The sequence below is a fragment of the Lysinibacillus sp. Bpr_S20 genome (assembly GCF_023337835.1).
Classification (GTDB): domain Bacteria; phylum Bacillota; class Bacilli; order Bacillales_A; family Planococcaceae; genus Lysinibacillus.
In genome coordinates this window covers 95,261-121,404 of record NZ_JALNLQ010000011.1, presented here as the reverse complement: position 1 = coordinate 121,404, position 26,144 = coordinate 95,261, and the positions used below count along the sequence as shown (strand labels likewise).

The 26,144-nt window shown below is 39.6% G+C and carries 22 protein-coding genes; 20 read left to right on the top strand and 2 right to left on the bottom strand.

All coding sequences use genetic code 11. The features are described 5' to 3' along the window. Window positions 1-75: 75 nt before the first annotated feature. The 4 genes from purM (at window position 76) to purD (ending at window position 5,028) form a co-directional block, all read left to right on the top strand. Window positions 76-1,131: a phosphoribosylformylglycinamidine cyclo-ligase gene (gene purM / locus MWJ95_RS21045; RefSeq protein ID WP_249107163.1), complete on the top strand. Its 1,056-nt coding sequence runs from the start codon at window positions 76-78 to the stop codon at window positions 1,129-1,131. After that, window positions 1,131-1,700: a phosphoribosylglycinamide formyltransferase gene (gene purN, locus MWJ95_RS21040; RefSeq protein WP_249107162.1), complete on the top strand. Its 570-nt coding sequence runs from the start codon at window positions 1,131-1,133 to the stop codon at window positions 1,698-1,700. The genes purM and purN overlap by 1 nt, the downstream gene beginning before the upstream one ends. Before the next feature lie 476 nt (window positions 1,701-2,176). Then, the gene (gene purH, locus MWJ95_RS21035; RefSeq protein ID WP_249107161.1) at window positions 2,177-3,703 is read left to right on the top strand and encodes a bifunctional phosphoribosylaminoimidazolecarboxamide formyltransferase/IMP cyclohydrolase; all 1,527 of its coding nucleotides are present in this window, start codon (window positions 2,177-2,179) and stop codon (window positions 3,701-3,703) included. Between the two features lie 68 nt (window positions 3,704-3,771). After that, window positions 3,772-5,028, top strand: a complete 1,257-nt coding sequence (purD, locus tag MWJ95_RS21030) for a phosphoribosylamine--glycine ligase (protein ID WP_249075455.1) — start codon at window positions 3,772-3,774, stop codon at window positions 5,026-5,028. Window positions 5,029-5,426: 398 nt separating this feature from the next. On the opposite strand, the gene MWJ95_RS21025 is transcribed toward purD, so the two are convergent. Continuing rightward, window positions 5,427-5,879: a YgaP-like transmembrane domain gene (locus MWJ95_RS21025; RefSeq protein ID WP_249075456.1), complete on the bottom strand. Its 453-nt coding sequence runs from the start codon at window positions 5,877-5,879 to the stop codon at window positions 5,427-5,429. A 200-nt stretch (window positions 5,880-6,079) separates the two neighbouring features. On the opposite strand from MWJ95_RS21025, the gene MWJ95_RS21020 reads away from it, so the two are divergent. The 7 genes from MWJ95_RS21020 to MWJ95_RS20990 all read left to right on the top strand — a co-directional run bounded on the left by MWJ95_RS21020 (window position 6,080) and on the right by MWJ95_RS20990 (window position 15,804). Beyond that, window positions 6,080-7,801, top strand: a complete 1,722-nt coding sequence (locus tag MWJ95_RS21020; protein ID WP_249107160.1) for an adenine deaminase C-terminal domain-containing protein — start codon at window positions 6,080-6,082, stop codon at window positions 7,799-7,801. A 66-nt stretch (window positions 7,802-7,867) separates the two neighbouring features. Continuing rightward, window positions 7,868-8,923, top strand: a complete 1,056-nt coding sequence (locus tag MWJ95_RS21015) for a DUF3048 domain-containing protein (RefSeq protein WP_249075458.1) — start codon at window positions 7,868-7,870, stop codon at window positions 8,921-8,923. Between the two features lie 15 nt (window positions 8,924-8,938). Beyond that, the gene (locus tag MWJ95_RS21010) at window positions 8,939-9,259 is read left to right on the top strand and encodes a YerC/YecD family TrpR-related protein (protein ID WP_004225717.1); all 321 of its coding nucleotides are present in this window, start codon (window positions 8,939-8,941) and stop codon (window positions 9,257-9,259) included. A 110-nt stretch (window positions 9,260-9,369) separates the two neighbouring features. Beyond that, a complete protein-coding gene (gene pcrB, locus MWJ95_RS21005) occupies window positions 9,370-10,059 on the top strand; it encodes a heptaprenylglyceryl phosphate synthase (protein ID WP_249075459.1) in 690 nt (229 codons plus the stop codon). Window positions 10,060-10,098: 39 nt separating this feature from the next. After that, window positions 10,099-12,351 carry a DNA helicase PcrA gene (pcrA, locus tag MWJ95_RS21000; protein ID WP_249107159.1) on the top strand — a complete coding sequence of 751 codons (2,253 nt, stop codon included), beginning with the start codon at window positions 10,099-10,101 and terminating at the stop codon, window positions 12,349-12,351. Window positions 12,352-12,365: 14 nt separating this feature from the next. Further along, window positions 12,366-14,372 carry an NAD-dependent DNA ligase LigA gene (gene ligA, locus MWJ95_RS20995; RefSeq protein ID WP_249075461.1) on the top strand — a complete coding sequence of 669 codons (2,007 nt, stop codon included), beginning with the start codon at window positions 12,366-12,368 and terminating at the stop codon, window positions 14,370-14,372. A gap of 298 nt (window positions 14,373-14,670) precedes the next feature. Beyond that, the gene (locus MWJ95_RS20990; RefSeq protein ID WP_249075462.1) at window positions 14,671-15,804 is read left to right on the top strand and encodes a CamS family sex pheromone protein; all 1,134 of its coding nucleotides are present in this window, start codon (window positions 14,671-14,673) and stop codon (window positions 15,802-15,804) included. A gap of 72 nt (window positions 15,805-15,876) precedes the next feature. Here the strand turns inward: MWJ95_RS20990 and MWJ95_RS20985 are convergent, their stop codons facing one another. Then, window positions 15,877-16,128 carry a hypothetical protein gene (locus MWJ95_RS20985; RefSeq protein WP_249075463.1) on the bottom strand — a complete coding sequence of 84 codons (252 nt, stop codon included), beginning with the start codon at window positions 16,126-16,128 and terminating at the stop codon, window positions 15,877-15,879. Window positions 16,129-16,342: 214 nt separating this feature from the next. Between MWJ95_RS20985 and gatC the strand changes: the two genes are divergently transcribed. From gatC to rlmD, 9 genes are all read left to right on the top strand, one after another. After that, window positions 16,343-16,630: an Asp-tRNA(Asn)/Glu-tRNA(Gln) amidotransferase subunit GatC gene (gatC, locus tag MWJ95_RS20980; protein ID WP_010857153.1), complete on the top strand. Its 288-nt coding sequence runs from the start codon at window positions 16,343-16,345 to the stop codon at window positions 16,628-16,630. Window positions 16,631-16,654: 24 nt separating this feature from the next. Next, on the top strand, window positions 16,655-18,118 hold the full coding sequence (gene gatA, locus MWJ95_RS20975) for an Asp-tRNA(Asn)/Glu-tRNA(Gln) amidotransferase subunit GatA (protein ID WP_249075464.1): 1,464 nt from the start codon (window positions 16,655-16,657) through the stop codon (window positions 18,116-18,118). 1 nt (window position 18,119) lies between these two features. Beyond that, the gene (gene gatB, locus MWJ95_RS20970; RefSeq protein ID WP_249075465.1) at window positions 18,120-19,547 is read left to right on the top strand and encodes an Asp-tRNA(Asn)/Glu-tRNA(Gln) amidotransferase subunit GatB; all 1,428 of its coding nucleotides are present in this window, start codon (window positions 18,120-18,122) and stop codon (window positions 19,545-19,547) included. Between the two features lie 296 nt (window positions 19,548-19,843). Next, window positions 19,844-20,404, top strand: coding sequence for a thioredoxin family protein (locus MWJ95_RS20965; protein WP_249107158.1), 561 nt, complete (start codon window positions 19,844-19,846; stop codon window positions 20,402-20,404). Window positions 20,405-20,537: 133 nt separating this feature from the next. After that, entirely contained in the window at window positions 20,538-21,452 is a 915-nt protein-coding gene (locus tag MWJ95_RS20960; protein WP_249075467.1) for a diacylglycerol kinase, read from the top strand. A gap of 428 nt (window positions 21,453-21,880) precedes the next feature. Further along, window positions 21,881-23,227 carry a cytochrome ubiquinol oxidase subunit I gene (locus MWJ95_RS20955; protein ID WP_249075468.1) on the top strand — a complete coding sequence of 449 codons (1,347 nt, stop codon included), beginning with the start codon at window positions 21,881-21,883 and terminating at the stop codon, window positions 23,225-23,227. After that, window positions 23,224-24,249 (top strand): cytochrome d ubiquinol oxidase subunit II, encoded by a 1,026-nt coding sequence (locus MWJ95_RS20950; RefSeq protein ID WP_249075469.1) that lies wholly within the window; start codon window positions 23,224-23,226, stop codon window positions 24,247-24,249. Before MWJ95_RS20955 ends, MWJ95_RS20950 begins: the two co-directional genes overlap by 4 nt. A 12-nt stretch (window positions 24,250-24,261) precedes the next feature. Beyond that, entirely contained in the window at window positions 24,262-24,384 is a 123-nt protein-coding gene (gene cydS / locus MWJ95_RS24550) for a cytochrome bd oxidase small subunit CydS family protein (RefSeq protein ID WP_283164798.1), read from the top strand. A 360-nt stretch (window positions 24,385-24,744) separates the two neighbouring features. After that, window positions 24,745-26,109, top strand: coding sequence for a 23S rRNA (uracil(1939)-C(5))-methyltransferase RlmD (rlmD, locus tag MWJ95_RS20945; protein ID WP_249107157.1), 1,365 nt, complete (start codon window positions 24,745-24,747; stop codon window positions 26,107-26,109). Window positions 26,110-26,144: the final 35 nt, after the last annotated feature.

Here is a 26,144-nt window from a genome sequence, read left to right as displayed (position 1 = left end):
GAAAAACATCTAAACACATCTAGTAATGATGGGCACATGTGCCAAGTCGATTTGGATGATAAGGAGGAACTCTGCGTGTCAAAAGCATATGAACAAGCAGGTGTAAATATTGAAGCAGGCTACGAAGCCGTAAAACGAATGAAGTCTCACGTTGAACGAACAAACCGTCTAGGTGTGATGGGCACGTTTGGTGGTTTTGGCGGCATGTTTGACTTGTCAGAACTAAATCTTAAGGAACCTGTTCTTATTTCAGGTACAGATGGTGTTGGGACAAAGCTAAAACTAGCGTTTATGGTGGACAAGCACGACACGATTGGTGTGGACTGTGTAGCGATGTGTGTCAATGATATCGTAGCGCAAGGTGCGGAACCATTGTACTTTTTAGATTATGTGGCCCTTGGCAAGGCAGAGCCAGCGAAAATTGAGCAAATTGTAAAGGGAGTTGCAGATGGCTGTGTGCAATCTGGTGCGGCATTAATCGGTGGAGAAACTGCAGAGATGCCTGGTCTTTACGAAGAAGATGAGTATGATTTAGCTGGTTTTGCAGTAGGAGCCTGCGAAAAATCCGCCATCGTAACAGGTGAGCAAATCGTAGAGGGTGACGTACTTGTTGGGATTGCTTCTAGTGGGGTGCATTCAAACGGGTACTCATTAGTTCGAAAAATTGTCTTTGCGGATAATCATTACGCAGTTGATTTGATTGTGGAAGGCTACGAGGATCTTGGTCCTATCGGAGAAGCCTTGTTAGTGCCAACAAAATTATATGCAAAACCTGTACTTGCAGCTTTAAAAGCAGCAGACGTTCATGGCTGTGCACATGTAACTGGCGGCGGCTTTTATGAAAACCTACCACGTATGATGCCTGAAGGTTTAGCAACTGAAATTGACTTAGGTTCTTGGCCAGTCTTACGCATTTTTGAGTTTTTAAAAGAAAAAGGACAGTTAGAAGACAAGGATTTATATAATGTCTTTAACATGGGTATTGGCTTCGTGTTAGCTGTCCCTGCAGATGAAGTAGATAAAGTACTTGCTACAGTAGAAGCAAATGGTGAAAAAGCATACAAAATTGGTCGCGTTGTGAAAGGCGAGGGCGTTGTATTCAATGGCTCACATGATGGGAGTTTAGTGTAATGACTGCTCCAACTAAAATTGCCGTTTTTGCTTCAGGCAGCGGCAGTAACTTTCAAGCTATTCAAGAGGCCATAGAACGAGGCGAGCTACATGCAAAGATCGAACTTGTTGTGACAGACAAACCTAGCGCATTTGTAGTGACACGTGCTGAGAACTATAGTATTCCAGTGCTAGCTTTAAGTCCAAAAGAGTTTTCATCAAAGGCAGATTACGAGACTGCTATTATTGAGGCTCTTCATGAACGTCATGTAGAATGGATTGTCCTTGCAGGTTATATGCGCTTAATTAGTGAAGTATTGCTAGCCGCATACCCGCAGCGCATCGTGAATATTCACCCTTCACTATTACCGGCTTTCCCTGGTAAGGATGCTATTGGTCAAGCGATGGAACATGGCGTTAAGATAACGGGGGTAACAGTCCATTTTGTAGATGAAGGTATGGACACAGGGCCTATTATTGCCCAATCGGCAGTTCAAGTTGTTGAAGGTGACCGTGAGGCAACAGAAACGGCCGTTCATAAGGAAGAGCATGAACTATATACAAAAGCTTTACAGCAATTATTAAAGTAATGAATCGATGAGAGAGTTAGGTCTGAGTGCTTAATCAAAACCTAACTCTGTCCCACCAATAATAGCAAGACATATTCGTGGCAAACACGATAAAAATGGTTCATCGCCAAAAGATGTGGATGACTTTTGTTAAAACGTCTACTATGTAAATAATTTGATTGTAGTGGAGACTGGGCGACTCCTTGGGGATTAGCGATAGGGGAACAAAGGCTAAGAGCATCACATCCTGTGATAACGCCTTCGTGACCAACATCTTGTTGGCCCGAGACCCTGGAGCGAGTGAAGCGGGAAGGGGAACGAAGGCTAAGAGCATCACGTCCTGTGATAACGCCTTCGTGACCAACATCCTGTTGCCCCGACGCCCCCAGGAAGCTCTGCTCTGCGCGAAAGCGAAGCGTCAGCGGCAAAGCGCCCAGCCGGAACGGAAATCAACTACACGTTATGGTGATGATCCTAAAAATTAGGAGGATTTCGTTGTGACTAAACGTGCATTAATCAGTGTTTCCAATAAAGATGGTATTTTAGAATTTGCTAAAGAACTAGTAGCATTAGGTTATGAAATTTTATCAACTGGTGGTACGAAAAAAATGTTACAAGACAATAATGTTGCCGTAACAGCAGTAGATGAAGTAACTAAATTCCCTGAAATTTTAGATGGCCGTGTAAAAACTTTAAATCCAATGATTCACGGTGGACTATTAGGAAAGTTTGACGATGCGTCTCACCAAGCACAAATGAACGAGCATGGAATTGAGCCAATTGAGATTGTTTGTGTCAATCTTTACCCATTTGTTGAAACAATTTCAAAGCCTGATGTAACATGGGATGATGCGATCGAAAATATCGATATCGGTGGTCCAACAATGTTACGTTCTGCAGCAAAAAACCATCAATATGTAACAGTAATTGTGGATAGCAATGACTATGCGAACGTATTAGAGGAACTTAAAGCTAATGGTGCAACGACAATTGAAACACGTCGTAAGTTAGCTGCAAAGGTTTTCCGTCACACAGCTGCTTATGATTCATATATATCAAACCACTTAACAGAAGAAGAGTTCCCAGAGAGCTTAACAATGACATATGAATTAAAACAAAACTTACGCTACGGTGAAAATCCTCATCAAAAAGCAGCGTTCTATCAAAAACGACTAGGCTCGGATTTTTCATTAGCTTATGCTACGCAATTACATGGTAAAGAATTATCATACAACAATATTCAAGATGGGAATGCAGCATTGCAAATTGTCAAAGAGTTTGAGATGCCTGCAGCAGTAGCTGTAAAGCACATGAACCCTTGTGGTGTTGGAACGGGCGCAACAATAGAAGAAGCATTTGATAAAGCATACGAAGCAGATTCAACGTCTATTTTCGGTGGCATTATTGCTTTAAATATGGAAGTAAATGCAGCAACTGCTGAAAAGTTAAGCCATATCTTTTTAGAAATTATCATTGCACCTGCTTTCTCTCAAGAAGCACTTGATATTTTAACGAAGAAGAAAAATATTCGTTTATTAACAATTCCTTTCGAACAAGCAAAACAAGACAAATTCAATGTTGTATCAGTTGAAGGTGGACTTCTTGTACAAGAACCAGATCGCTACGGTTTTTCTAATGCAGATATTAAAGTAGTCACAGACCGTGAACCGACAGCACAAGAATGGGAAGCATTACAACTTGGCTGGGCAGTTGTGAAGCACGTTAAATCTAATGCTATCGTTGTAACAGATTCTCAAATGACTCTTGGTGTTGGTGCTGGTCAAATGAACCGTGTTGGCGCAGCTAAAATTGCTTTTGAGCAAGCTGGCGAAAAAGCAAAAGGTGCAGCACTAGCATCAGATGCATTCTTCCCAATGAATGATACTGTAGAAGCAGCTGCAGCGGCTGGTATTACAGCCATTATTCAACCAGGTGGCTCTATCCGAGATCAGGATTCAATCGATAAAGCGAATGAATACGGCATTGCGATGGTATTCACTGGCGTACGTCATTTCAAACACTAAAATATCAAAAACTAGACCGAGATGTTGGCTCATCTCGGTCTTACGCACAAAGAGGAGGATTTCCTAAAATGAAAGTATTAGTTATTGGAAGCGGCGGTCGTGAGCATGCTATCGCCAAACAATTTAGTATTTCACCATCTGTTCATAAAGTATTTGTAGCACCTGGTAATGATGGTATGAAGGGCGATGCGGAAATCGTTGCTATTGATACGATGGATTTTGCTGGTCTTGCACAATTTGCAAAAGAAAATGCAATAGATTTAACATTTGTAGGGCCTGAGCAACCACTTGCTGAAGGCATAGTAGATTTCTTTACTGCTCGCGGATTACGAGCGTTTGGTCCAACAAAGATAGCAGCACAAATCGAAAGCAGTAAATCATACGCGAAAGATATTATGAATAAATATAATATCCCAACAGCGGCCCATGAAACGTTTACTGAAGCAGCCAAGGCTATAGCCTATATTAAGGAACAAGGTGCACCAATCGTTATCAAGGCGGATGGTTTAGCAGCTGGTAAAGGTGTAGTTGTCGCAATGACTGAAGATGAAGCGATTGAAGCTGTGGAGGATATGATTGGGAACCAACGTTTTGGTGAATCATCTTCTCGTGTTGTCATTGAAGAATTCCTGGACGGAGAAGAATTCTCCTTTATGTCCTTTGTCCATAAAGGTCAGATTTATCCAATGGTGATTGCTCAAGACCATAAGCGTGCGTATGATGGCGATAAAGGGCCAAACACAGGTGGGATGGGAGCTTATTCGCCAGTACCTCAAATTTCTCAAGAAGTAGTGGATATTGCCTATAAGACGATTGTTGAACCCACTGTGACAGGTATGGAGGCAGATGGTGTATCGTTTACAGGGATTTTATATGCAGGATTGATATTAACAAAAAGTGGCCCAAAAGTGATTGAGTTTAATGCACGCTTTGGAGATCCAGAGACACAAGTAGTTTTACCACGAATGGCATCCGATTTTGGTGCATTTATGACAGCCTTGATGGATGAAAAGCCATTTGATTTGCAATGGTCTGAAGAAGCAATGCTTGGTGTAGTTATTGCTGCAGAAGGTTATCCAGGGGACGTTGAAAAAGGACATGCATTACCTAACTTAGAGGCTCTATCATCTTCACACGCAGTATTCCATGCAGGTACAAAACTTGTTGATAAGAAGTATGTTGGGAATGGTGGCCGAGTTTTATTAGTTGGAGCAAAAGCCTCTACTTTAAAAGAAGCACAAGAAAAAGTATACGCAGGCATTGCAACAGAAAAATGGGACAACTTCTTCTACCGTAAAGATATCGGCTGGCGTACGTTTAAGTAGTAGTTGAGTAAATGTTAGACGAAATTTGTTAAAATATATGCTATGTGTATAACTTGATTGAAGTACGATACGAGTGATTTATAGTAAATTTTGATCCATATTTTAATTTAGAGATGACCCTTTGTTAAAACGTATGCAATGCAATAGTTGATTGTAGTGGAGACTGGGCGACTCCTTGGGGATTAGCGTCACAGATGAGACCCTGGAGCGAGCAACGCGAGTGAAGCGGCTCATCGGACGCCCCCAGGAAAGCGCCCAGTCGGAACGGAAATCAACCTTACGCTATGGTGATGGTCACTATAATTAAATATATACTTTGAAACTTCTTATTGTTTTCAAACGTATGATTTAAAAGGGTGAGAGCCGTCTCAATAATACAATTGAGACGGCTCCTTTGACTAAGAAGGATTTTGTGCAGAACTTTTACTTTCTGAGGAATTTTGATTAGAAGTGCTGGCGTCAGATTGCTTTGATGTTGTTGCGTTTGATCCTGACGTAGTTCCAGATATAGCAGAGGAGAAATCCTTCATGAGTTTTTCGATTTGTTCAGATGACATAGAATTTTGGCCGCCGAGCATACTTTCCATAACAGAGTTGCCACTGCCACTGCTATTGCTATGGTTATTGCTGTTATTCATACCATTCTGCATATAGGAGCTCAGTAAGGCTTTAGTTGGGCAATATTTAAAGATACCCTCAGCCATTTTCATGGCACCAAATGCAATCATCAATCGACCTTTCGTACACTCAGGATTTCTTGAGATCTTAGCGATACCAAATGCCGTTAAACTTGCCCCCATGGCAAAACGACAAAAGGAATTTTTTTCGCTTAAATTCGTTTCTTGCATCATAATATTTCCTCCTTTAGTCATTGTGGAAAAAATAAAGCGGGGTGCACTTTGCTTTATGAAAGTGCTGTGTTACGATTGAAACAAGATGATTACATAAAGCACTAATTTTATGAAAAAAAGCGTTTATGCAGTAGTAGTATGTGATTTCAAGTAAGATTTACTCAAAGAAATTTTACGTAATTTAGGAAGGGGCGAATAGAATGGATCCAGTATGGAAAATTACAGAATTACGTCAGCAAATAGCTGTTATTGATGGTAAAAAAGCACCGGATATAGTATTAAAAAATGCACGTTATTTACATAGCATGCTCAAACAGTGGATAGTAGGGAACATTTGGATTTTAGGGGATCGTATTGTCTATGCTGGTGATAGAATGCCTCCGTTATTAGATGGGACAGAGGTGGTTGATTGTACGCATAAAACAATTGTACCAGGATATATTGAGCCACATGTTCATCCGTTCCAGTTATACCATCCGCAATCTTTTGCTGATTTTTGTGGACAGCTAGGAACGACAACGTTCATTTCAGATAATTTAAGCTTCTTTTTATCTTTAGAAAATAAGAAAGCGTTTTCAATACTAGATAATTTGAAAAAGCTGCCGTTTTCATTTTATTGGTGGGCTCGTTTTGATTCGCAAACTGAAATGGAACAGGAGGAAGAAATTTTTTCAAACACGTCCATTTTAGAATGGCTAGAACGAGATGATGTTTTACTTGGAGGCGAATTAACGGGCTGGCCAAAGTTGTTACATGGTGATGACCAAATGCTCTATCGGATGCAAATGGCTAAAATCTATGGGAAAAAAATTGAAGGGCACTTCCCTGGTGCATCCGAACGAACTTTAGCACGTATGAAGCTACTTGGTGCAGATGGTGATCATGAAGCTATGACAGTGGAAGAAGTAGAGCGACGTATTATGCAAGGGTATGCTGTAACGCTGCGTCATTCTTCAATCCGCCCAGACTTACCACATTTATTAAAAGGAATAGTTGAAAAAGAGCTACCGATTTTTGATCATTTAATGATGACAACAGATGGCTCAACACCTTCTTTTCATGTGGATGGTGTGATGGATAAATGTATTCAAGTAGCATTAGATGCTGGTGTAGCACCAATAGATGCTTATCAAATGGCTTCTTATAATGTGGCACGATATTATAATATGTCCAACTTACATGGCTTTATCGCAACGGGTCGATTTGCCTCTCTTAATATTTTACAAGATGAATGGCATCCAGTTCCTGAGAGTGTATTATCGAAGGGTGTTTGGTTAAAACGCGACGGAGAGCGAGTGCAAAGACTTGCTGAAATTGATTATTCAGCTTTCCCTGCATTTGACTTAGATTTTTCGTTAACGTCTCATGATTTTCAATTCTCCATGCCTTTTGGCATTGAAATGGTGAATGATGTTATTACGAAACCCTACAACTCATTAATTACTAGAGAAGGGCAGCTTGCAGATCATGATGAATGTTATTTAATGCTCATTAATAGAGAGGGCAATTGGCATGTTAACACGATGATTAAAGGTTTTGCTACTAGTGTTCAAGGCTTTGCCTCCTCTTATTCGAACACAGGCGATATTTTACTGATCGGAAAAAATAAAGACGATATGTTCAAAGCCTTTGAAGAAATGAAGGCGATGCGTGGTGGTATTGTCCTTGTTGAAAAAGGAGAAGTAATTACTGCAATTCCTTTAACAATTGGCGGTCTTTTATATGATGGAGATGTTAAGGAGCTAGCAGAAAAAGAGCAGTTCTTAAAACTAGCATTAGCGGATCGTGGTTACCAATTAGGGGATGCAATTTATTCACTATTATTTTTACAATCTACACATTTACCATATATCCGTATAACGCCAAAAGGGATTTTTGATGTTATGAAGAATAAGTTATTATTACCAGCAGTGATGCGTTAGTTGAAGTTTCCCTACCGGTATAGCCACAGAAATTACAGTTGTAATGACTAAAGGAGAGTAATGCTTGTGTTCAAATCAAAGAAACTATTTATCGCCATGGCTTTTAGTACCTTGTTGATAGGAGGATGTTCCAAAGATTCATCGGAAGTGAAGGAAGATGATACGACCAAGGTTGACGATGGGACTGCAATTGAAGAGCCTGTACAAGAAGGAACGAAAGTTGCTCCGTTAACAGGTGAAGCTGTGAAGGAAGAAATTACGCAACGCCCAATTATTGTTACCATTAATAATCATCCGAAAGCACGTCCGCAATCGGGAATAGAAGCGGCAGATATCATTTATGAAATGCTGGCAGAAGGCGATGTTACGCGTTTATTAGCAGTTTATCAAAGTGAGCTGCCAGAAAATATAGGGCCTGTTCGTAGTGCTCGATCTTATTTTGTTGATCTTGCGAAAGGCTTTGATGCATTTTACGTAGCACATGGCTATAGTCCAGAGGCAAAATCGATGCTTACTAATCATGTAGTCGACAATATAAATGGTATGGATTATGATGGTACACTTTTTAAACGTTCAAAAGATCGTGTTGCTCCACATAACTCGTATATTACATCTGAAAATATAGTAGACGGAGCGAAAAAAGTGGGCGCTTCAATGAGTTACCGTGAAAAAGTACAAGAGGCTTTTTATGAACCCGATGAACGTGGTAAAATAGGCAATGAAACAAGTCGAGTTGACATTTACTACGGAAATAGTGAGTATTTCCATAATTCGTATTTATATGATAAGCAAAGTAATCGTTATGGACGACAATCGGCTGGCGTTGACACAAAGGATATGTTAACAGGTGACACATTATCATTTGCAAATGTTCTATTTTTTGAAATGAAACATCGAACTATTGATAATGAGGGGCGCCAAGAAATTGATTTAACTTCTGGTGGAAATGCGTATGTATTTCAAAATGGCTATATGAGGGAAGTTAAATGGGCTAATATTGATGGAATACCAATGGCTGTTGAAGAGTCTGGGGAGCTTGTGAAGCTAGTACCCGGGAAGTCTTGGGTTAATTTCGTACCAACTTCACCAGGATTAAAAGCAATGGTGAAAACGCAGCCTTAAAGGGAGGAAAATTGCATGCAAATCGAAAAAATTCGAGGGCATCAAACAGATCAATTATTTAAAGCAGTGTTAGAGCTGAAAGACATTGAAGAATGCTATAAATTTTTTGATGATTTATGTACGATTAGTGAAATTCAATCGCTGGCACAACGCTTTGAGGTTGCGCATTTATTACGTTTAAAGAAAACCTATGAATCCATTAAAAAGGAAACAGGTGCAAGTACAGCAACTATTTCGCGTGTACGTCGTTGTTTTGATTATGGGAATGATACTTATGATGAAATGTTAGGTCGTTTGTATCCAGATGAAAAGCCGTTTCAAGCACCAAAAGAATAGTAGGTAAAGAGGCTGGGTAGAGGTTCTGCTCAGTCTTTTTCATTTTTTTGTAGACAGTCATAAGCTATACTTGTAAACGAATAGATAGAAAATGATAGGTGGTAAAATAGATGGATTATTTAGAATGGAGACATGTGTTCAAGCTAGACCCAGCTAAAGATATTTCAGATGAAGCACTAGAAAAAATTTGTGAATCAGGTACAGATGTTATTATAGTTGGTGGAACTGACGGTGTAACTTTAGATGGTGTATTAGATTTACTTGTTCGTGTAAGACGCTTTGAAGTACCAATCGCGCTTGAAATTTCTTCGATTGATTCGGTAACACCCGGTTATGACTATTATTTCATTCCAACCGTGTTGAATAGTGATGATCCAAAGTGGATTAAAAATCTACACCACGAAGCCATTAAAGAATATGGAGATATTATGGTATGGGATGAATTAGTCGCTGAAGGTTATTGTATTTTAAATCCAAATTGTAAAGTAGCGCAAGTAACAAATGCAAAAACGGATATATCTATTGATGATGTTGTTGCCTACGCACGTATGGCTGAAAATTTCTTTAGACTACCTGTATTTTATGTCGAATATAGCGGTACTTATGGAGATATTGAGGTTGTAAGTGCTGTTAAAAATGAACTAAAAAATACTCGACTGTTTTACGGTGGAGGTATTACATCTGCTAAGCAAGCTGCGGAAATGGCAAAATATGCAGATACAGTAGTAGTGGGTAATATTATTTACGAAGATTTAAAAGCTGCACTTGCGACTGTTAAGGCTGTAAAAAATAATATATAATAAATCATATAAGAACAAATGTTTGTAAGGCGGTGCGAAATGGAGCAGTTAACGAAAAACTTATTAGCAGGTATGAACCCTGAGCAGGAAAATGCAGTTAAAACAACTGAAGGACCGCTTCTTATTATGGCGGGTGCTGGATCAGGGAAGACACGTGTATTGACACATCGTATAGCATACTTAGTAATCGAAAAAGAAGTATATCCATCAAAGATTTTAGCTATCACATTTACTAATAAAGCTGCACGTGAAATGCGAGAGCGTATAGATGGTATTCTCGGTAATGGAACTGGCGATAGTATGTGGGTATCAACATTCCACTCAATGTGTGTACGAATTTTACGACGCAATATCGATCAGCTTGGGATATCACGTAACTTTTCAATTTTAGATTCTACTGATCAGCTATCCGTTATTAAAAATGTGATGAAGGATGAAAATCTTGACACGAAGCGTTTTGAACCGCGTGCGATTTTAAATGCGATTAGTTCAGCAAAAAACGAATGTAAAACTGCGGACGATTATGCAGGTCAAATGAATGAAAATAATCCTTATGAAAAAACAATTGCCCGTGTTTATAAAGGTTATGAAAAAAGACTACGCCGCAATCAGTCACTCGATTTTGATGATTTAATTATGACAACTATTACATTATTCAAGCGTGTACCAGAAGTGCTTGAATACTATCAAAATAAATTCCAATATATTCACGTAGATGAATATCAAGATACGAATAAATCCCAATATTTACTCGTTCAGTTGCTTGCTAAGAAATTTAAAAATATTTGTGTTGTAGGTGATTCAGACCAATCGATTTATCGTTGGCGTGGTGCAGATATTGGTAATATTCTTTCATTTGAAAAGGATTATCCAAATGCTAAAGTCATTATGCTTGAGCAAAATTATCGTTCAACAAAACGCATCCTACAAGCGGCAAATGACGTCATTCAAAATAATACAACACGTTATCCAAAAGAACTGCGTACAGAAAATGCCGATGGTGAAAAAATTGTATTGTACAAAGCTTATAACGAGCAAGAGGAAGCGCAATTCGTTGTACAAACAATCCAACAGCTTATTCAAAAAGAAAATCGTTCATTTGATGACTTTGCGATACTATATCGTACAAATGCTCAGTCTCGTGTGATGGAGGAAGTACTTGTTAAGTCCAATATGGCTTATCAAATAGTTGGTGGTACTAAGTTCTATGATCGTAAAGAGATTAAGGATTTACTTGCCTACTTGCGCCTCATTGCCAATAATGATGATGATTTATCACTTGCGCGTATTATTAATGAGCCAAAGCGTAGTATAGGTGCAACCTCCTTTGAAAAAATGGCGCGCTATGCGATTGAACAAGATCGCTCTATTTTTGATGCCATGAACGATCTTGTATTCATGGGGCTTACAGGGAAGGCTGCTAATTCAGCCGAGCAATTTTATGCGATGATTAAAGGCTTTACAGAAATGCAAGAGTATTTATCGGTGACAGAAATTGTGGAGCAGGTCATTGATAAATCTGGTTATCGTGCAATGTTACAAAACGAAAAGACGATTGAAGCAGAAAGCCGCTTAGAAAATATTGAAGAATTTTTATCAGTAACAAAGGCTTTTGAAGAGCGTAGTGATGATAAGAGCTTAATTGCCTTTTTAACAGATCTAGCGCTAATTGCAGATATTGATGCACTTGATAAAGATGATGCATCGAAGGGTAATATTATTTTAATGACGATGCATGCCGCTAAGGGCTTAGAATTCCCTATCGTCTTTATCATTGGAATGGAGGAAAATATCTTCCCGCATTCTCGTTCACTAGATGATATGGATGAAATGGAAGAAGAACGTCGTCTAGCATATGTAGGTATAACTCGCGCAGAGGAACGTTTATATTTAACAAGTGCACAAAGTCGTACAATTTTTGGGCGTTCTAGCTATAATAATGTCTCACGTTTCTTAGGTGAAATTTCGGAGGATATTACAGAATCAATATCCAAAGGAGGTTCTAAGCCTGAAGTTCCGTTTGCTTCTAGTAATCGTTCGGCAGGTGGCTATCAAAAACGTACACTTGGAGCAATTCAGAAAACACAGCCTGCAACAGCTCGTTTACAAACAACTGGTGGAGACCAATTTGGCTGGAAGGCCGGAGACAAGGCGATCCATAAAAAATGGGGAACAGGTATGGTTGTTAGTGTAAAAGGTGAAGGTGATAGTACAGAGCTAGATATTGCCTTCCCACAACCTGTTGGTATTAAGCGATTACTAGCACAATTTGCACCTATTGAAAAAGGGTAAGCGGGGGAAATGAAATGAACGAAATTGAACAGCGCATTGCGGAGTTAAATAAATTATTGCACGAATACGGTCATGCCTATTACGTGTTGGATAAACCTGTCGTAGCAGATAGTGTTTATGACCAATTATTACATGAGCTTATTGCATTAGAGGAAGCAAATCCATCACTTATTTATCCAGATTCACCGACACAGCGTGTTGGTGGGGCTGTGGTAGAAGGCTTTAAAAAAGTGACGCACGATTACCCTATGCTCAGCCTATCAAATGCTTTTAATGAAGAAGACTTACGCGAATTTGACCGTAAAGTGCGTCAAGCAATCGGTGATAACTTTTCCTATGTTTGCGAGCTAAAAATTGATGGTCTTGCCATTTCATTAAAATACGAAAATGGCGTTTTTGTACAAGGAGCAACGCGAGGAGACGGTGTTGTAGGGGAAGATATTACAGCAAATTTAAAAACGATTCGAGCAATACCTCTTCGATTGAAGGAACCAATTACAATTGAAGTACGTGGCGAAGCGTATATGCCTAAAAAGTCATTTGAAAAATTGAATACCCTCCGTGCTGAAAATGAAGAAGAATTATTTGCTAATCCTAGAAATGCAGCTGCTGGCTCTTTACGCCAGTTAGATCCTAAAATAGCAGCAAGTCGTCAGCTATCAACCTTTATTTATGCAATTGGGGGAGATGGTGAGGCATACGGTATCGACGGTCATGCAGAGATGCTCGATTATTTAGAGGGTCTAGGTTTTCCATCGAACAAAGAGCGCCAACGCTGTTCAACGATTGAAGATGTACTAGCCTTTATCGAAAAATGGACAGAAAACCGTCCGAATTTAGCCTATGAAATTGACGGTATTGTTATTAAGGTGGATCGCTATGCGCAACAGGATGAGCTTGGTTATACAGCAAAGAGTCCACGTTGGGCAATTGCCTATAAGTTCCCTGCTGAGGAAGTAGTGACAACATTACTTGATATTGATTTAACGGTTGGGCGTACAGGCGTTGTTACACCAACGGCTATTTTATCGCCTGTACAAGTGGCAGGTACAACGGTTCAACGTGCATCATTACACAATGAGGATTTAATTCGAGAGAAAGATATTCGACTAGGAGATACAGTCATTATTCGAAAAGCAGGAGATATTATTCCACAAGTTGTAGGTGTCATACTGGAGCAGCGCCCAGAGGACTCAGTACCATATGAAATGCCTGAAAATTGTCCTGTTTGCGATAGTGAACTTATTCGTATCGAAGGAGAAGTGGCATTACGTTGTGTAAATCCTGCATGCTTTGCACAAATTGCAGAGAGCATTAAATATTTTGTATCACGAAATGCTATGAATATTGACGGTCTTGGCGATAAAGTCGTTGAGCAATTATTACGTGCAGATTTAATTCATGATGTCTCTGACTTGTACCACTTAACTGTAGAACAGCTTGTCGAGCTGGAGCGTATGGGAGAAAAGTCAGCGGCGAATTTAGTCAATGCTATTCAGGCTTCCAAGGAAAATTCGATGGAGCGTTTACTTATTGGATTAGGTATACGACATGTTGGTGAAAAAGCTGCAAAAATTGTTTCAGAGGAGTTTGGTACGATAGAAGCGGTGATGGCAGCAACAGAGGACCAACTAGTGGCGATTCATGAAATCGGCGATAAGATGGCTTCATCCCTTGTCGAATATTTCTCAAATGAGGATGCACGTGCAGTCATCGGGCGCCTTGCTGATGTAGGCGTCAATATGACGTATAAAGGTAAAAAAGTAGAGGTAGCTGTAGGGGATAATCCTTTTGCAGGTAAAACAATTGTATTAACTGGTAAACTTGAGCAATTGACACGTAACGAAGCAAAAGCGAAAATAGAAGAGTTAGGTGGTATTGTTACAGGTAGTGTCAGCAAAAAAACTGATCTTGTTATTGCAGGAGCAGATGCGGGATCTAAACTAACAAAAGCTGAGCAGTTAGGTATTGAAGTTTGGAATGAAGACAGCCTTGTCGAACAATTTAACCTCGCCAAATAATGAAAAATATAAAGTTCAACACCAAAAATTGTGACGGGGATGCATGGAGATTACTAATAGAGAAAAGAAGGCTTAGCTTCACCTGTGATAATGCCTTCGTGACCAACCACATCTTGGTACGACGCTCAGGAAAAGCGCCCGTCAGAGCGGAAATTAACCACATGTTATGGTGATGAGCCAAATATTATAGTAAAGTAAGATGAATTGTCCTAGCTTCTTGGTGGAAAGTAGAGGTATTTTAGAGGTCTCTTTCTACCAAGAGGTAGGTATGAAATTTCAGTAAAGGAGTATTAAAATAATGAAGTCATTTCGACTCATTCCAGCAATTGTCGCTGCTGCAATGCTAGTCGGCTGTGTGCCTTCTAAAGAGAAGGGAACAGAGCTTACACAGGATACGCAACAGGAAAAAGCGGAAACAACTATTATTCCAAGCTTACAGATTGATGAATCATATTATAGAACACTAACTCCTTACAAACCAAGTGCCAGCAGAGGATTAGTAGTTTCAAATGTTTTTACAAAATATGATATGAAGGAAGTTGAAACAGGTTTAATGCGTCTTTCTCAAAATGAGTTTGACACAGAAAACTACTTCTTCCAAGAGGGGCAGTATTTAGCGGAAAACACAGTGGGAAATTGGCTTTCACGTAGTTCACAAAAGAAGGAAGGTTTAAATCCCCCAACGACGGATTCAATGCCTGCAGAAGAACGTGCAACAAAGGCCCCAATTTATTTATCACATATTGTTGAGCAAAATTATTTAACAAAAACTAGTGATAACAAAGTAAAATTAGGCGGTATATCGATAGGCCTTTCCTTAAACTCTATTTATTACTACCAAAAAGAAAAATACGGAGATTATTTTGAGCAACCAATTCCGGAGTCAAAACTCGTTGAGCAAGGGAAGAAAATGGCCGCTGAAATTGTGTCCCGCCTAAGAAGTCGTGACGAATTGAAAGATATACCGATTGTAGTAGGCTTGTTTAAACAAAAAGCTCGCAATGACGTAATCCCAGGAACATACTTTACCTATGGCGTAGCAAAAGCAGGTCAAAACGATGTATCTGATTGGAAAGGGATTGACGAAGAGTATGTACTATTCCCAACGAGCGAAACACAGGATGTATACCGAGATGATAGTAAAAACTTTATGAATTTTAAGCTAGATGTAGATAAATACTTTTCTAACTATACTAGTGTAGTAGGAACGGGCTTCTATAAAAATAAATCAATTCAAAAGCTAACGATTGAAGTGCCAATCCAATTCTTCGGTAAGCTTGAAATTATAGGCTTTACTCAATATTTAACAGGTGCTCTTATCAAACGATTTGATAACATCAATGTTGAAGTAAGTATTACCTCAATCAATGGTCCGGAGGCATTAATCGTAAAGAATGCCAACGAAAAGGAACCATACGTCCATATCTATTAAAGTATAGTCAGCCTTGTGCTGACTATTTTTTTGTGGAAGAAAAAAGAGATTTGATAATATTCGTTGGAAGAATTAATCAGAATGATGGATAGACTCTTTAGGGTGACGGATAGAAGAGCGAAAGCGACGGAAAGATTCCTCGGAGTGACGGAAAAAGTCTTCGAATCGACGGAAAGAAAAAAGGCGACGGAAAGCCCGGCCGAAGTGACGGATAGAAAAGCGAAAGCGACGGAAAGATTCCTCGGAGCGACGGAAAAAGCCCTCGAAACGACGGATAGCCTCCCCTACTCGACAAATAAAAGAAAGCACAGCGACACAATCCACGCCTTACTCCCGAAAAGCGAAGTCTATAAAAAGGACTCTTAAGACAGTCCCTAAAGACAACACTTCGTCATAGTAGTGAAAGTTTCTTTATTTTTGGTGAAAGTTGTGATTTTTAATATGAAAAATGTTATGATTATTTGCATGGTTAACTTTATTCAACCCTATTGTTATCGACAAAAACAATGATATGAATGAGTATTCGGAGGTGTGAAAAATGGCAAAATTAACAAAAGAAGAAGTTAAGCACGTTGCAAATTTAGCACGTCTTGCAATTACGGAGGAAGAAGCAGAGAAATTTGCGGAACAACTTGGTAAAATTACAGACTTCGCAGAGCAGCTAAACGAGTTAGATACAACAAATGTTGAACCAACAACTCATGTTTTACCACTAGTAAACGTAATGCGTGAAGATGTGGCAACAAAAGGCTTAGACCGCGAAGTAATGATGTTAAACGTAAAAGAACAAGAAGATGGTCAAGTAAAAGTACCAGCTATCATGTAATACTAAAACATAGGAGGATTCCTCATGACGTTATTTGAACGTTCAGCAAAGGAGCTACAAGCTGACATTAAAGCGGGTAACCTAACAATCGCTGACTTAACAAAAGAAGCATACGAACGAGTGGCGAAGCTTGACGGCGATGTACAAGCATTCCTTGCTTCAAACGAAGAAAAAGCAACTGCACAAGCAGCTGAAATGGACAAAGTTCCATTTGAAGAGCGTGGACCACTTTTCGGTCTTCCTATCGGTGTTAAAGACAACATCGTTACAGAAGGTTTAGAAACAACTTGTGCTTCTAAAATTCTAGAAGGCTTTATGCCAATTTACGATGCAACAGTAGTAAAAAAACTACGTGAAGCTGGTATGATCACTATCGGTAAATTAAACATGGACGAGTTTGCAATGGGTTCTTCAAATGAAAACTCATACTATAAAACAACAAAGAATCCATGGAACTTAAACCACGTGCCAGGTGGATCTTCAGGTGCATCTGCAGCAGCAGTAGCAGCAGGCGAAGTACCATTCTCACTTGGTTCTGATACAGGTGGTTCAATCCGTCAACCAGCAGCTTATTGCGGTGTTGTAGGGATGAAACCTACATATGGTCGTGTATCTCGTTTTGGTCTAGTTGCCTTTGCATCTTCTTTAGATCAAATCGGACCAATTACACGTAATGTTGAAGACAACGCTCTTTTACTTGAAGCCATTGCAGGATTAGACGCAAACGATTCAACTTCTGCAAACGTAGAAGTACCAAACTACGCAGCAGCCCTTACTGGTGATGTAAAAGGTTTACGTATCGCTGTACCAAAAGAATTCCTTGGTGAAGGTGTGGGCGAAGCAGCACGTCAATCAGTGCTTGATGCATTAGAAGTATTAAAAGGCTTAGGTGCGACAGTAGAGGAAGTATCACTTCCTCACTCGAAATATGCATTAGCAGCGTACTATATTCTTTCTTCTTCAGAAGCGTCTTCAAACCTTTCTCGTTTTGATGGTATCCGTTATGGTTTCCGTGCAGAAAATGTTAATAATTTGATGGACCTTTATAAAGAAACACGTGCACAAGGCTTTGGCGATGAAGTAAAACGTCGTATCATGCTTGGTACTTACTCACTAAGCGCAGGTACGTATGATGCTTACTACAAAAAAGCTCAACAAGCACGTACACTGATCAAAGCAGACTACGACAAAGTATTTGAAGACTTTGACGTAATCATTGGACCAACATCTCCTACACCAGCATTTAAAATTGGTGAAAACGTCGATGATCCAATGACGATGTATGCGAACGATATTTTAACGATTCCTATGAACTTAGCTGGTGTGCCGGCCATCTCAATTCCATGCGGTATGGAAAATGGTCTACCATTAGGCTTACAAATTATCGGTAAATATTTCGATGAAGCAACAATTTACCGTGTAGCTCATGCTTTTGAACAAGCAACGGAGTTCCATAAACAAGTTCCTCAAATTTGGGAGGGAAAATAACATGAACTTTGAAACAGTCATTGGTTTAGAAGTACACGTTGAGTTAAAAACGAACTCAAAAATCTTCTCATCAGCACCAGCCCATTTCGGTGCTGAACCAAATACAAATACTACAGTTATCGACCTAGGCTATCCTGGTGTCCTTCCTGTACTAAATAAAAATGTTGTAGATTTCGCAATGCGTGCAGCACTTGCACTTAACATGGAAATCGAACAAGAAACAAAATTTGACCGTAAAAACTACTTCTATCCAGATAATCCGAAAGCTTATCAAATTTCTCAATTCGATAAACCAATCGGTAAAAACGGCTGGGTTGATATCGAAGTAGATGGTTACACAAAACGTATTGGTATTACTCGTCTTCATATGGAAGAAGATGCGGGTAAACTGTCTCACAGTGGCGATCACTCTTTAGTTGACTTTAACCGTCAAGGTACACCACTTGTAGAAATCGTTTCTGAGCCAGATATTCGCACACCGAACGAAGCGTATGCGTATCTTGAAAAAATAAAATCAATCATCCAATATGCAGATGTTTCAGACTGTAAAATGGAAGAGGGATCTTTACGTTGTGATGCCAACATCTCAATCCGCCCATACGGTCAAGAAGAATTCGGTACGAAAACAGAGCTTAAAAACCTGAACTCATTCAACTATGTTCGTCGTGGTTTAGAGCACGAGGAATTACGCCAAGCGGATGTTCTTCTTTCAGGTGGGGTAATTGAGCAAGAAACTCGCCGTTTTGATGAAAAAACAGGTAAAACAATCCTTATGCGTGTTAAAGAAGGAACAGACGATTATCGCTACTTCCCAGAGCCAGACTTAGTACGTCTATCCATCGATGATGAATGGTTAGAGCGAGTAAAATCAGAAATTCCAGAGCTTCCAGACGCTCGTAAAAAACGTTATGTTGAAGAACTAGGCTTAACGCCATATGATGCAGGAGTTCTTGTTATTTCAAAAGAAATTTCAGACTTCTTCGAGGCTATGGTAGCTAACAATGCGGATGCTAAGCTTTCTGCAAACTGGCTTATGGGTGATGTTTCTGCATACTTAAATGCAGAACAAAAAGATCTAAAAGATACTGCATTAACGCCAGAAAACCTTGCGGAAATGGTGAAATTAATCACGGACGGTACTATTTCTTCTAAAATCGGTAAAAAGGTATTTGCTGAATTAGTAGAAAAAGGCGGTTCGGCAGCAGAAATCGTTAAAGCAAAAGGTTTAGTTCAAATTTCTGATGAAGGTGCATTACTTGCTATCGTTACAGAAGTTCTAGACAATAATGCACAATCAATCGAAGACTTCAAAAACGGTAAGGATCGTGCTATTGGCTTCTTAGTAGGTCAAATTATGAAAGCCACTAAAGGTCAAGCGAACCCACCAATGGTCAACAAATTATTACAACAAGAGATTGCAAAACGTTAATGACAATTGCAACAAAAGGCCAAGAGAGCAAATTTGTTTTCTTGGCTTTTTCTATACATACAAAAACAAGGTAAGTGTCAGTATTGTGCTTAGGTAAGTTACTGTGTGACCATTCCGCTTCGGGGATAATGAGATGCAGCTGACCCTGGTAAGCGAGTGACCAGAACGTCCATGATGGAACATAAATTAACTTAATATGGCTAATAATTACCAAATTAGCACTTAATAGTTGTCTTAAAAGAGTATTCATAGCAAAATATAGAATAGAACATGATAAAACTTTAGGAGGTCAATCAATGAAAACTGAACAACAATATTTCAATGATGCGATTTCGATTCAACAATATATGGAAAATATGACGACGTTAAAAGAAGAAAGCTTTCGTATTTATGATGGCTTCGAAGTGCCATTAAACGATGGCTTTGTCGAACTACTGAAGGACAAGCAACCAAAAATTTTAACAATTACTGAGGACTGGTGCGGAGACGCAATGTTAAACAATCCAATTATTCGTCGAGTTGCAGAGGCAGCAGGATTAGACATGCGCACAGTACTTCGTGACGCGGACACAGATTTAATTGATCGCTATTTAACAAATGGTGGCCGAGCAATTCCGGTTTATATTTTATTAGATGATGCTGGTCAAGTTGTTGGAAAATGGGGCCCCCGTGCACCAGAGTTACAGGAATTAGTAGTGAGTAAACGAGCTAGTTTACCTGCTAAAGAAGATCCTACATTTGAAGATGCACAAAAAGCGCTTTATGCTGAAATTCGTGAAGAGAATATGACGAACAAATCCTATTGGACATTTGTTTATGAGGATTTTAAAAAGCAAATAACAGCTGCATTGCAATAATGATAAGTCGTAAGGCTACATGTCAGAGAATGGAGGACATGCCTTGTTTGGGTTGACGATTGGAAGCTAATGCAACATTTAAACGAAAAATTCGTTGAAAGAAATAGAATCTTATGAAGCAGGAAGGTATGTTATGAAACGAGCAAGAATCATTTATAATCCTACATCTGGGCGTGAAGTGTTTAAAAAGCATCTACCAGAAGTATTAGCAAAATTAGAGGTAGCAGGCTATGAGACATCTTGTCACGCAACAACCTGTGAAGGCGATGCAACTATTGCAGCAAAAAATGCAGTTGAACGTGGCTTTGATATCATCATTGCAGTTGGTGGAGATGGCACATTAAATGAAGTTGTTTCAGGTGTGAGTGCATTCGAGAAGCGCCCGAAAGTTGGCTTAATCCCAATGGGTACAACGAATGACTTTGCCCGTGCAGTGCATATTCCCCGTAATATCGAAGCTGCCGTTGAAATCATAATTAAAGGCGAAACGTTGCCGGTTGATGTTGGTTTATTAAATGGGGAACGCTATTTCATCAATATTGCCGCTGGCGGACGTATTACAGAGTTAACTTATGAAGTGCCAAGTAAAATGAAAACAATGCTAGGACAGTTAGCTTACTATTTAAAAGCAGTAGAAATGATCCCATCCATTAAAGCGTCCCATATGCGTATCGAATATGATGGCGAAGTGTTTGATGGGGATGCCATGATGTTTTTATGCGGCTTAACAAATTCAGTGGGTGGCTTTGAAAAGCTTGCACCTGACGCAAGTATTAACGATGGCTACTTTACTTTATTAGTATTGAAAAAAGTAAGCTTGCCTGAATTTATTCAGCTTGCCGCAATGGCTTTAAGAGGCGAGCATTTAAATGATGATCGTGTAATTTATAAAAAGGCAAGTGTCGTGAAAGTATCTACTGAAGATGAAATACATTTAAACTTAGATGGTGAGTATGGTGGAGATGCACCTGCTACATTTGAAAACTTAAAGCGCCACATTGAAATCTTTGTTCCACTAGCAGATATTCGTGAGGAAGACCGTATGTAATTGTACATTCCGCTCGGGTTGGCCTGAAAGTGATCAGGTAGTGCCTCAAACTGCTCGGGTTGGCCTCAAATTTGATCGAGTCGCCAATTTTGAAGGAAATTTTATGACCTAAATTGGTTGAAATTCTATATATAGGTATAAATATTACCTGTAATTGGTATTGTGAATGAATTAAGAAAAATGTTTGGCAAATGTGCGTATATTACTTGAACAAAATTTGAAACCTTTATAATAGACCGAAATCTCGGTCCGTTATAAAGGTTTTTTTCGTTGTAATAGTGGAAAATGGGGGTATGAATAAGGGAAAGGAAGTGTTGCCTTTGTATAAATCACAAGAAAGAAAGCTCATTTGGCTAAGCTTTGGTGTTGCAATTATTATGCTTCTTTCCATACTGGGAAGAATATTTGGAAGTTAGGGGGGCGATGAAATGGTGAATGAATCAGCAGTCTTTTGGAGTAGAGCATTAACAGAGCTAACTTTATCGTTCCATATTATTTATGCAACGATTGGTGTGGGCGTCCCGTTAATGATTATGATTGCACAATGGACTGGGTATAAAAAGAATGATGAGCACTATATTTTAATGGCAAGACGTTGGGCACGAGGTTTTGTTATTACTGTTGCGGTCGGAGTTGTCACAGGGACAGCAATTGGCTTACAGTTATCTTTACTTTGGCCGAATTTTATGCAGCTTGCCGGTCAAACAATTGCATTACCACTTTTTATGGAAACGTTCGCATTTTTCTTTGAAGCCATTTTCCTAGGCATCTATCTATATACTTGGGATCGCTTCGATAGTCAGAAAAAGCATATGCTGCTGTTAATTCCGGTGGCTGTCGGTGCATCGATGTCAGCTGTGTTTATAACAATTGTTAATGCGTTTATGAATGCACCACAAGGATTTGACATTGTGGACGGCCAGCTTGTGAATATTCAACCCTTTTTAGCAATGTTTAATCCAGCAATGCCGACAAAAGTAGCGCATGTTGTTGTTACAGCCTATATGACATCTGCATTTGTGTTAGCAGCCATTGCAGGATATCGTCTACTTAGAGGTTCTAAGCATGTATACCATAAAAAATCTTTATACCTACTTATGAAAGTCGGGCTGATTTTCTCCATTGCATCAGCGATTATTGGAGACTTTTCAGGAAAATATTTAGCAGAATATCAGCCAGAAAAATTAGCTGCAGCAGAGTGGCATTTTGAAACGGGAGACAAAGCTTCCCTTATACTTTTTGGTGTATTAAATGGTGAAGAAGTAAAATATGCTATAAAAGTACCTTATGCTTTGAGTGTTTTAGCACATAATAATCCAAATGCAGAGGTAATTGGTTTAGATCAATTTGCTAAAGAAGATCGACCACCACTGTATATTCATTACCTATTTAATATCATGGTGTTTATTGGCATGTTCATGGCATTGGTTTCACTGCTTTATGTAACCGGGAAAGCACGTGATTGGCAGTTTATTCATAGACGATGGTTTAGATGGATTGTTGTAGCAGGTGGGCCACTTTCCATTATTGCGATTGAAGCGGGATGGTGGCTTGCTGAAGTTGGACGACAGCCTTGGATCTTATATGGATTAATGCGAACACCAGAAGGGGCCACAACGAGTGATCATGTAGATTTAATGATGCTGTTGTTTACAGGTGTATATGCCGTATTAGGAATAGGAAGTATGGTGGTATTGGTTCGTATGTTTAAAAAGAATCCTATTGAACGAGAAATAGAAGACCGCCATGCTGAAAAGGGCGGTGACATCATATGACATTAGAGATTTTAGGTATTTCAGTTTTATGGATTTTCCTATTCGGCTATGTCATTGTTGCGTCAATCGATTTTGGTGCAGGATTTTTTAATGCTTACAGTCTACTGATCGGAAAAAATCACATTTTAACGAATATTATTAAGCGTTATTTATCACCTGTTTGGGAAGTAACCAATGTCTTTTTAGTATTCTTCTTTGTTGGGATTGTTGGATTTTTCCCACAAACAGCTTTCTATTATGGAACGATTTTACTTGTCCCAGTTAGTATTTCGCTAGTGCTCCTTGCCATTCGAGGCTCCTACTATGCGTTTGAATCATATGGTACACGTGGACATATCGGTTACACGCTGACATATGGAATCACAGGTTTGCTCATTCCAGCCTCACTCTCTGTTGTTTTCGCGATTGCTGCTGGGGGCTATGTGGATATTGTTGACGGGCAACCTGTTTTGAACTATTGGACATTGTATACGAGTCCATTTGCTTGGAGTATTGTCGTGTTGAGTATTGCGGCTGTACTATATATTTCAGCCGTGTTTTTAACTTGGTATGCGCATAAAGCAAAGGATCGAGAAGCAACAAATTTAATGCGAAAATATGCACTTGCTTGGGCAGCACCATTAATGGTTAGTGCGCTTGGCATTATGTACGAAATGAAATTCATCAACCCAGAAAGTTACGATCATATGGTGAATTTGTGGTGGATGTTCGCCGTTTCGGGCGTATTATTTATAATTACGGTAGTGTTCATATGGATGCGAAAAAATTATGGTTTTGCGGTTGGGTTGTTGATTGCCCAATTTGCAGTGGCGTTCTTTGCATATGGTATCGCACAATATCCATATTTACTATATCCGTATTTAACAATTTACGATAGCTTTACAAGTACTCAAATGGCGATTGCACTCGTCATTGCGTTTATTTTAGGATTGTGTCTACTGATTCCATCACTGTTCTTGTTGTTGAAATTATTCCTCTTCAACAAAAATTATGTGACTGGAAAAGAAGACAATCACGCATAGGAGGGATAAACTATGGCAAGTTTTTTAATTTTTTATGCGCCATTTATAGTCGTCATCCTTGGGGTAGTCGCTGCTTTCTGGTGGGCACCAAGAGATTATCATACAGTAAGGAAAGAGGGGAAGAGTCGCGACTAGCGACTCTTTTTTCTACTCGTGTAAATCGGATATTCGGGTAAGCTGAGCAGATTACTTTTGGTGCAAGCTGAGCAGTTTGGGATTAGAGCGGATCACATTTTGGGGATACCTGAGCAGTTTGGGGTCAGAGCGGATCACATTTTGGGGATACCTGAGCAGTTTGGGAGGGGAGCGGATCACATTCTTGGTATACCCGAGCAGTTTGGGATCGAAGCGGATCACATTCTTGGTATACCTGAGCAGTTTTGGAGGAAAGCGGATCACTTCCTCTACACACCCAAGCAGTTAATATGAAGCCTTGTTCTTTTTTCATCCGCCACAACATGCTACAATAAAGAGATTGAAATGGAGGATGTACGAATGTCAGCACCCGTGAAAAAGAATGACCGACTAACAGTTTATATAGAAGATTTAACACATGATGGAAATGGCGTCGCAAAGGTCGATGGCTATCCATTATTTATCCAAGGTGCACTTCCTAATGAAACGGCGGAAGTACACGTTTTAAAAACATTAAAAAATTACGGCTTTGCAAAGGTTGTAGAAATTCTCAAGCCCTCGCCAGATCGAGTAGAGGCACCTTGTGAATATTTCAAGCAATGTGGCGGCTGTCAATTACAGCATCTGTCTTATGAAGGCCAGTTAAAATGGAAAGAGAATATGGTGCGAAATGTTATGCAACGTATTGGTAAAATTGATGCGCCTGTTCTACCTGTGAAAGGCATGGAAGAGCCTTGGCAATATCGCAATAAAGCACAAATTCCTTTCTCCTCGAATGAAGCAGGACAAGCAATTGCTGGTTTCTATAAAACGAAGTCTCATAGCATTGTTGATATGGAGCGTTGCTTGATTCAAACAGGGGAAGCGGACGCTATTCTTGCTGGCTTGAAAAAGGAACTAGCGACAATCGGAATTCAACCATACAACGAGCAAACACATGAGGGAATGCTGCGCCACCTAGTGATTCGTAAAGCACGAGCAACTGGTGAAGTGATGGTTGTTCTTGTAACTAAAAAGAAAAAATTCCCGCAAAAAGAAGCTGCTGTTGGGACAATCCAGAAGCTTGTCCCAAATGTAACATCCATTATGCAAAATGTTAACATCGACAAAACAAACGTTATTTTCGGTGATGAAACCGTAAACCTGTGGGGCAAAGACGTTATTATTGATACAATTGGCGACGTTCGCTTTGAAATTTCAGCACGTTCATTTTATCAAGTAAACCCTGAACAAACGGAAGTCCTATATAAACAAGCATTAGACTACGCTGACCTGCAGGGTGATGAACGAGTAATTGATGCTTATTGTGGTATCGGCACAATTTCATTATTCCTTGCACAAAAAGCAAAGGCTGTTATGGGGGTTGAAATTGTACCGCAAGCCATTGAAGATGCAAAACGCAACGCCGCACTAAATGGCTTTACGAATACGTATTTCGAGGCGGGACCAGCAGAGGAAGTTATTCCACGTTGGTATAAGGAAGGCAAAGAAGCGGATGTTTTAGTAGTCGACCCACCACGCAAAGGCTGCGATGATGCGCTGCTAACGACAATTTTAGAGCAACGTCCTAAGCGTGTTGTTTATGTGTCCTGTAACCCAGCTACACTAGCGCGTGACCTTCGAATTTTGGAGGATGGGGGTTATCAAACACAGGAGATTCAACCTGTGGATATGTTCCCGCATTCGACGCATTGTGAAGCAGTCGCATGGTTGGAGTTAGTATAATAAAATAAAAGTAAAAATCTCATCAATAAAATAAT

Bases quoted from the DNA above. Each gene is read 5' to 3' on its own strand.
- rlmD (WP_249107157.1), top strand. From the start codon at position 24,745: ATGTCAGCACCCGTGAAAAAGAATGACCGACTAACAGTTTATATAGAA.
- MWJ95_RS21025 (WP_249075456.1), bottom strand. From the start codon at position 5,879: ATGATGCAAGAAACGAATTTAAGCGAAAAAAATTCCTTTTGTCGTTTT.
- cydS (WP_283164798.1), top strand. From the start codon at position 24,262: ATGGCAAGTTTTTTAATTTTTTATGCGCCATTTATAGTCGTCATCCTT.
- MWJ95_RS21020 (WP_249107160.1), top strand. From the start codon at position 6,080: ATGGATCCAGTATGGAAAATTACAGAATTACGTCAGCAAATAGCTGTT.
- MWJ95_RS20960 (WP_249075467.1), top strand. From the start codon at position 20,538: ATGAAACGAGCAAGAATCATTTATAATCCTACATCTGGGCGTGAAGTG.
- gatB (WP_249075465.1), top strand. From the start codon at position 18,120: ATGAACTTTGAAACAGTCATTGGTTTAGAAGTACACGTTGAGTTAAAA.
- gatA (WP_249075464.1), top strand. From the start codon at position 16,655: ATGACGTTATTTGAACGTTCAGCAAAGGAGCTACAAGCTGACATTAAA.
- MWJ95_RS20955 (WP_249075468.1), top strand. From the start codon at position 21,881: ATGGTGAATGAATCAGCAGTCTTTTGGAGTAGAGCATTAACAGAGCTA.
- purN (WP_249107162.1), top strand. From the start codon at position 1,131: ATGACTGCTCCAACTAAAATTGCCGTTTTTGCTTCAGGCAGCGGCAGT.
- purD (WP_249075455.1), top strand. From the start codon at position 3,772: ATGAAAGTATTAGTTATTGGAAGCGGCGGTCGTGAGCATGCTATCGCC.
- ligA (WP_249075461.1), top strand. From the start codon at position 12,366: ATGAACGAAATTGAACAGCGCATTGCGGAGTTAAATAAATTATTGCAC.
- pcrA (WP_249107159.1), top strand. From the start codon at position 10,099: ATGGAGCAGTTAACGAAAAACTTATTAGCAGGTATGAACCCTGAGCAG.
- pcrB (WP_249075459.1), top strand. From the start codon at position 9,370: ATGGATTATTTAGAATGGAGACATGTGTTCAAGCTAGACCCAGCTAAA.
- MWJ95_RS20965 (WP_249107158.1), top strand. From the start codon at position 19,844: ATGAAAACTGAACAACAATATTTCAATGATGCGATTTCGATTCAACAA.
- MWJ95_RS20950 (WP_249075469.1), top strand. From the start codon at position 23,224: ATGACATTAGAGATTTTAGGTATTTCAGTTTTATGGATTTTCCTATTC.
- MWJ95_RS20990 (WP_249075462.1), top strand. From the start codon at position 14,671: ATGAAGTCATTTCGACTCATTCCAGCAATTGTCGCTGCTGCAATGCTA.
- MWJ95_RS21010 (WP_004225717.1), top strand. From the start codon at position 8,939: ATGCAAATCGAAAAAATTCGAGGGCATCAAACAGATCAATTATTTAAA.
- gatC (WP_010857153.1), top strand. From the start codon at position 16,343: ATGGCAAAATTAACAAAAGAAGAAGTTAAGCACGTTGCAAATTTAGCA.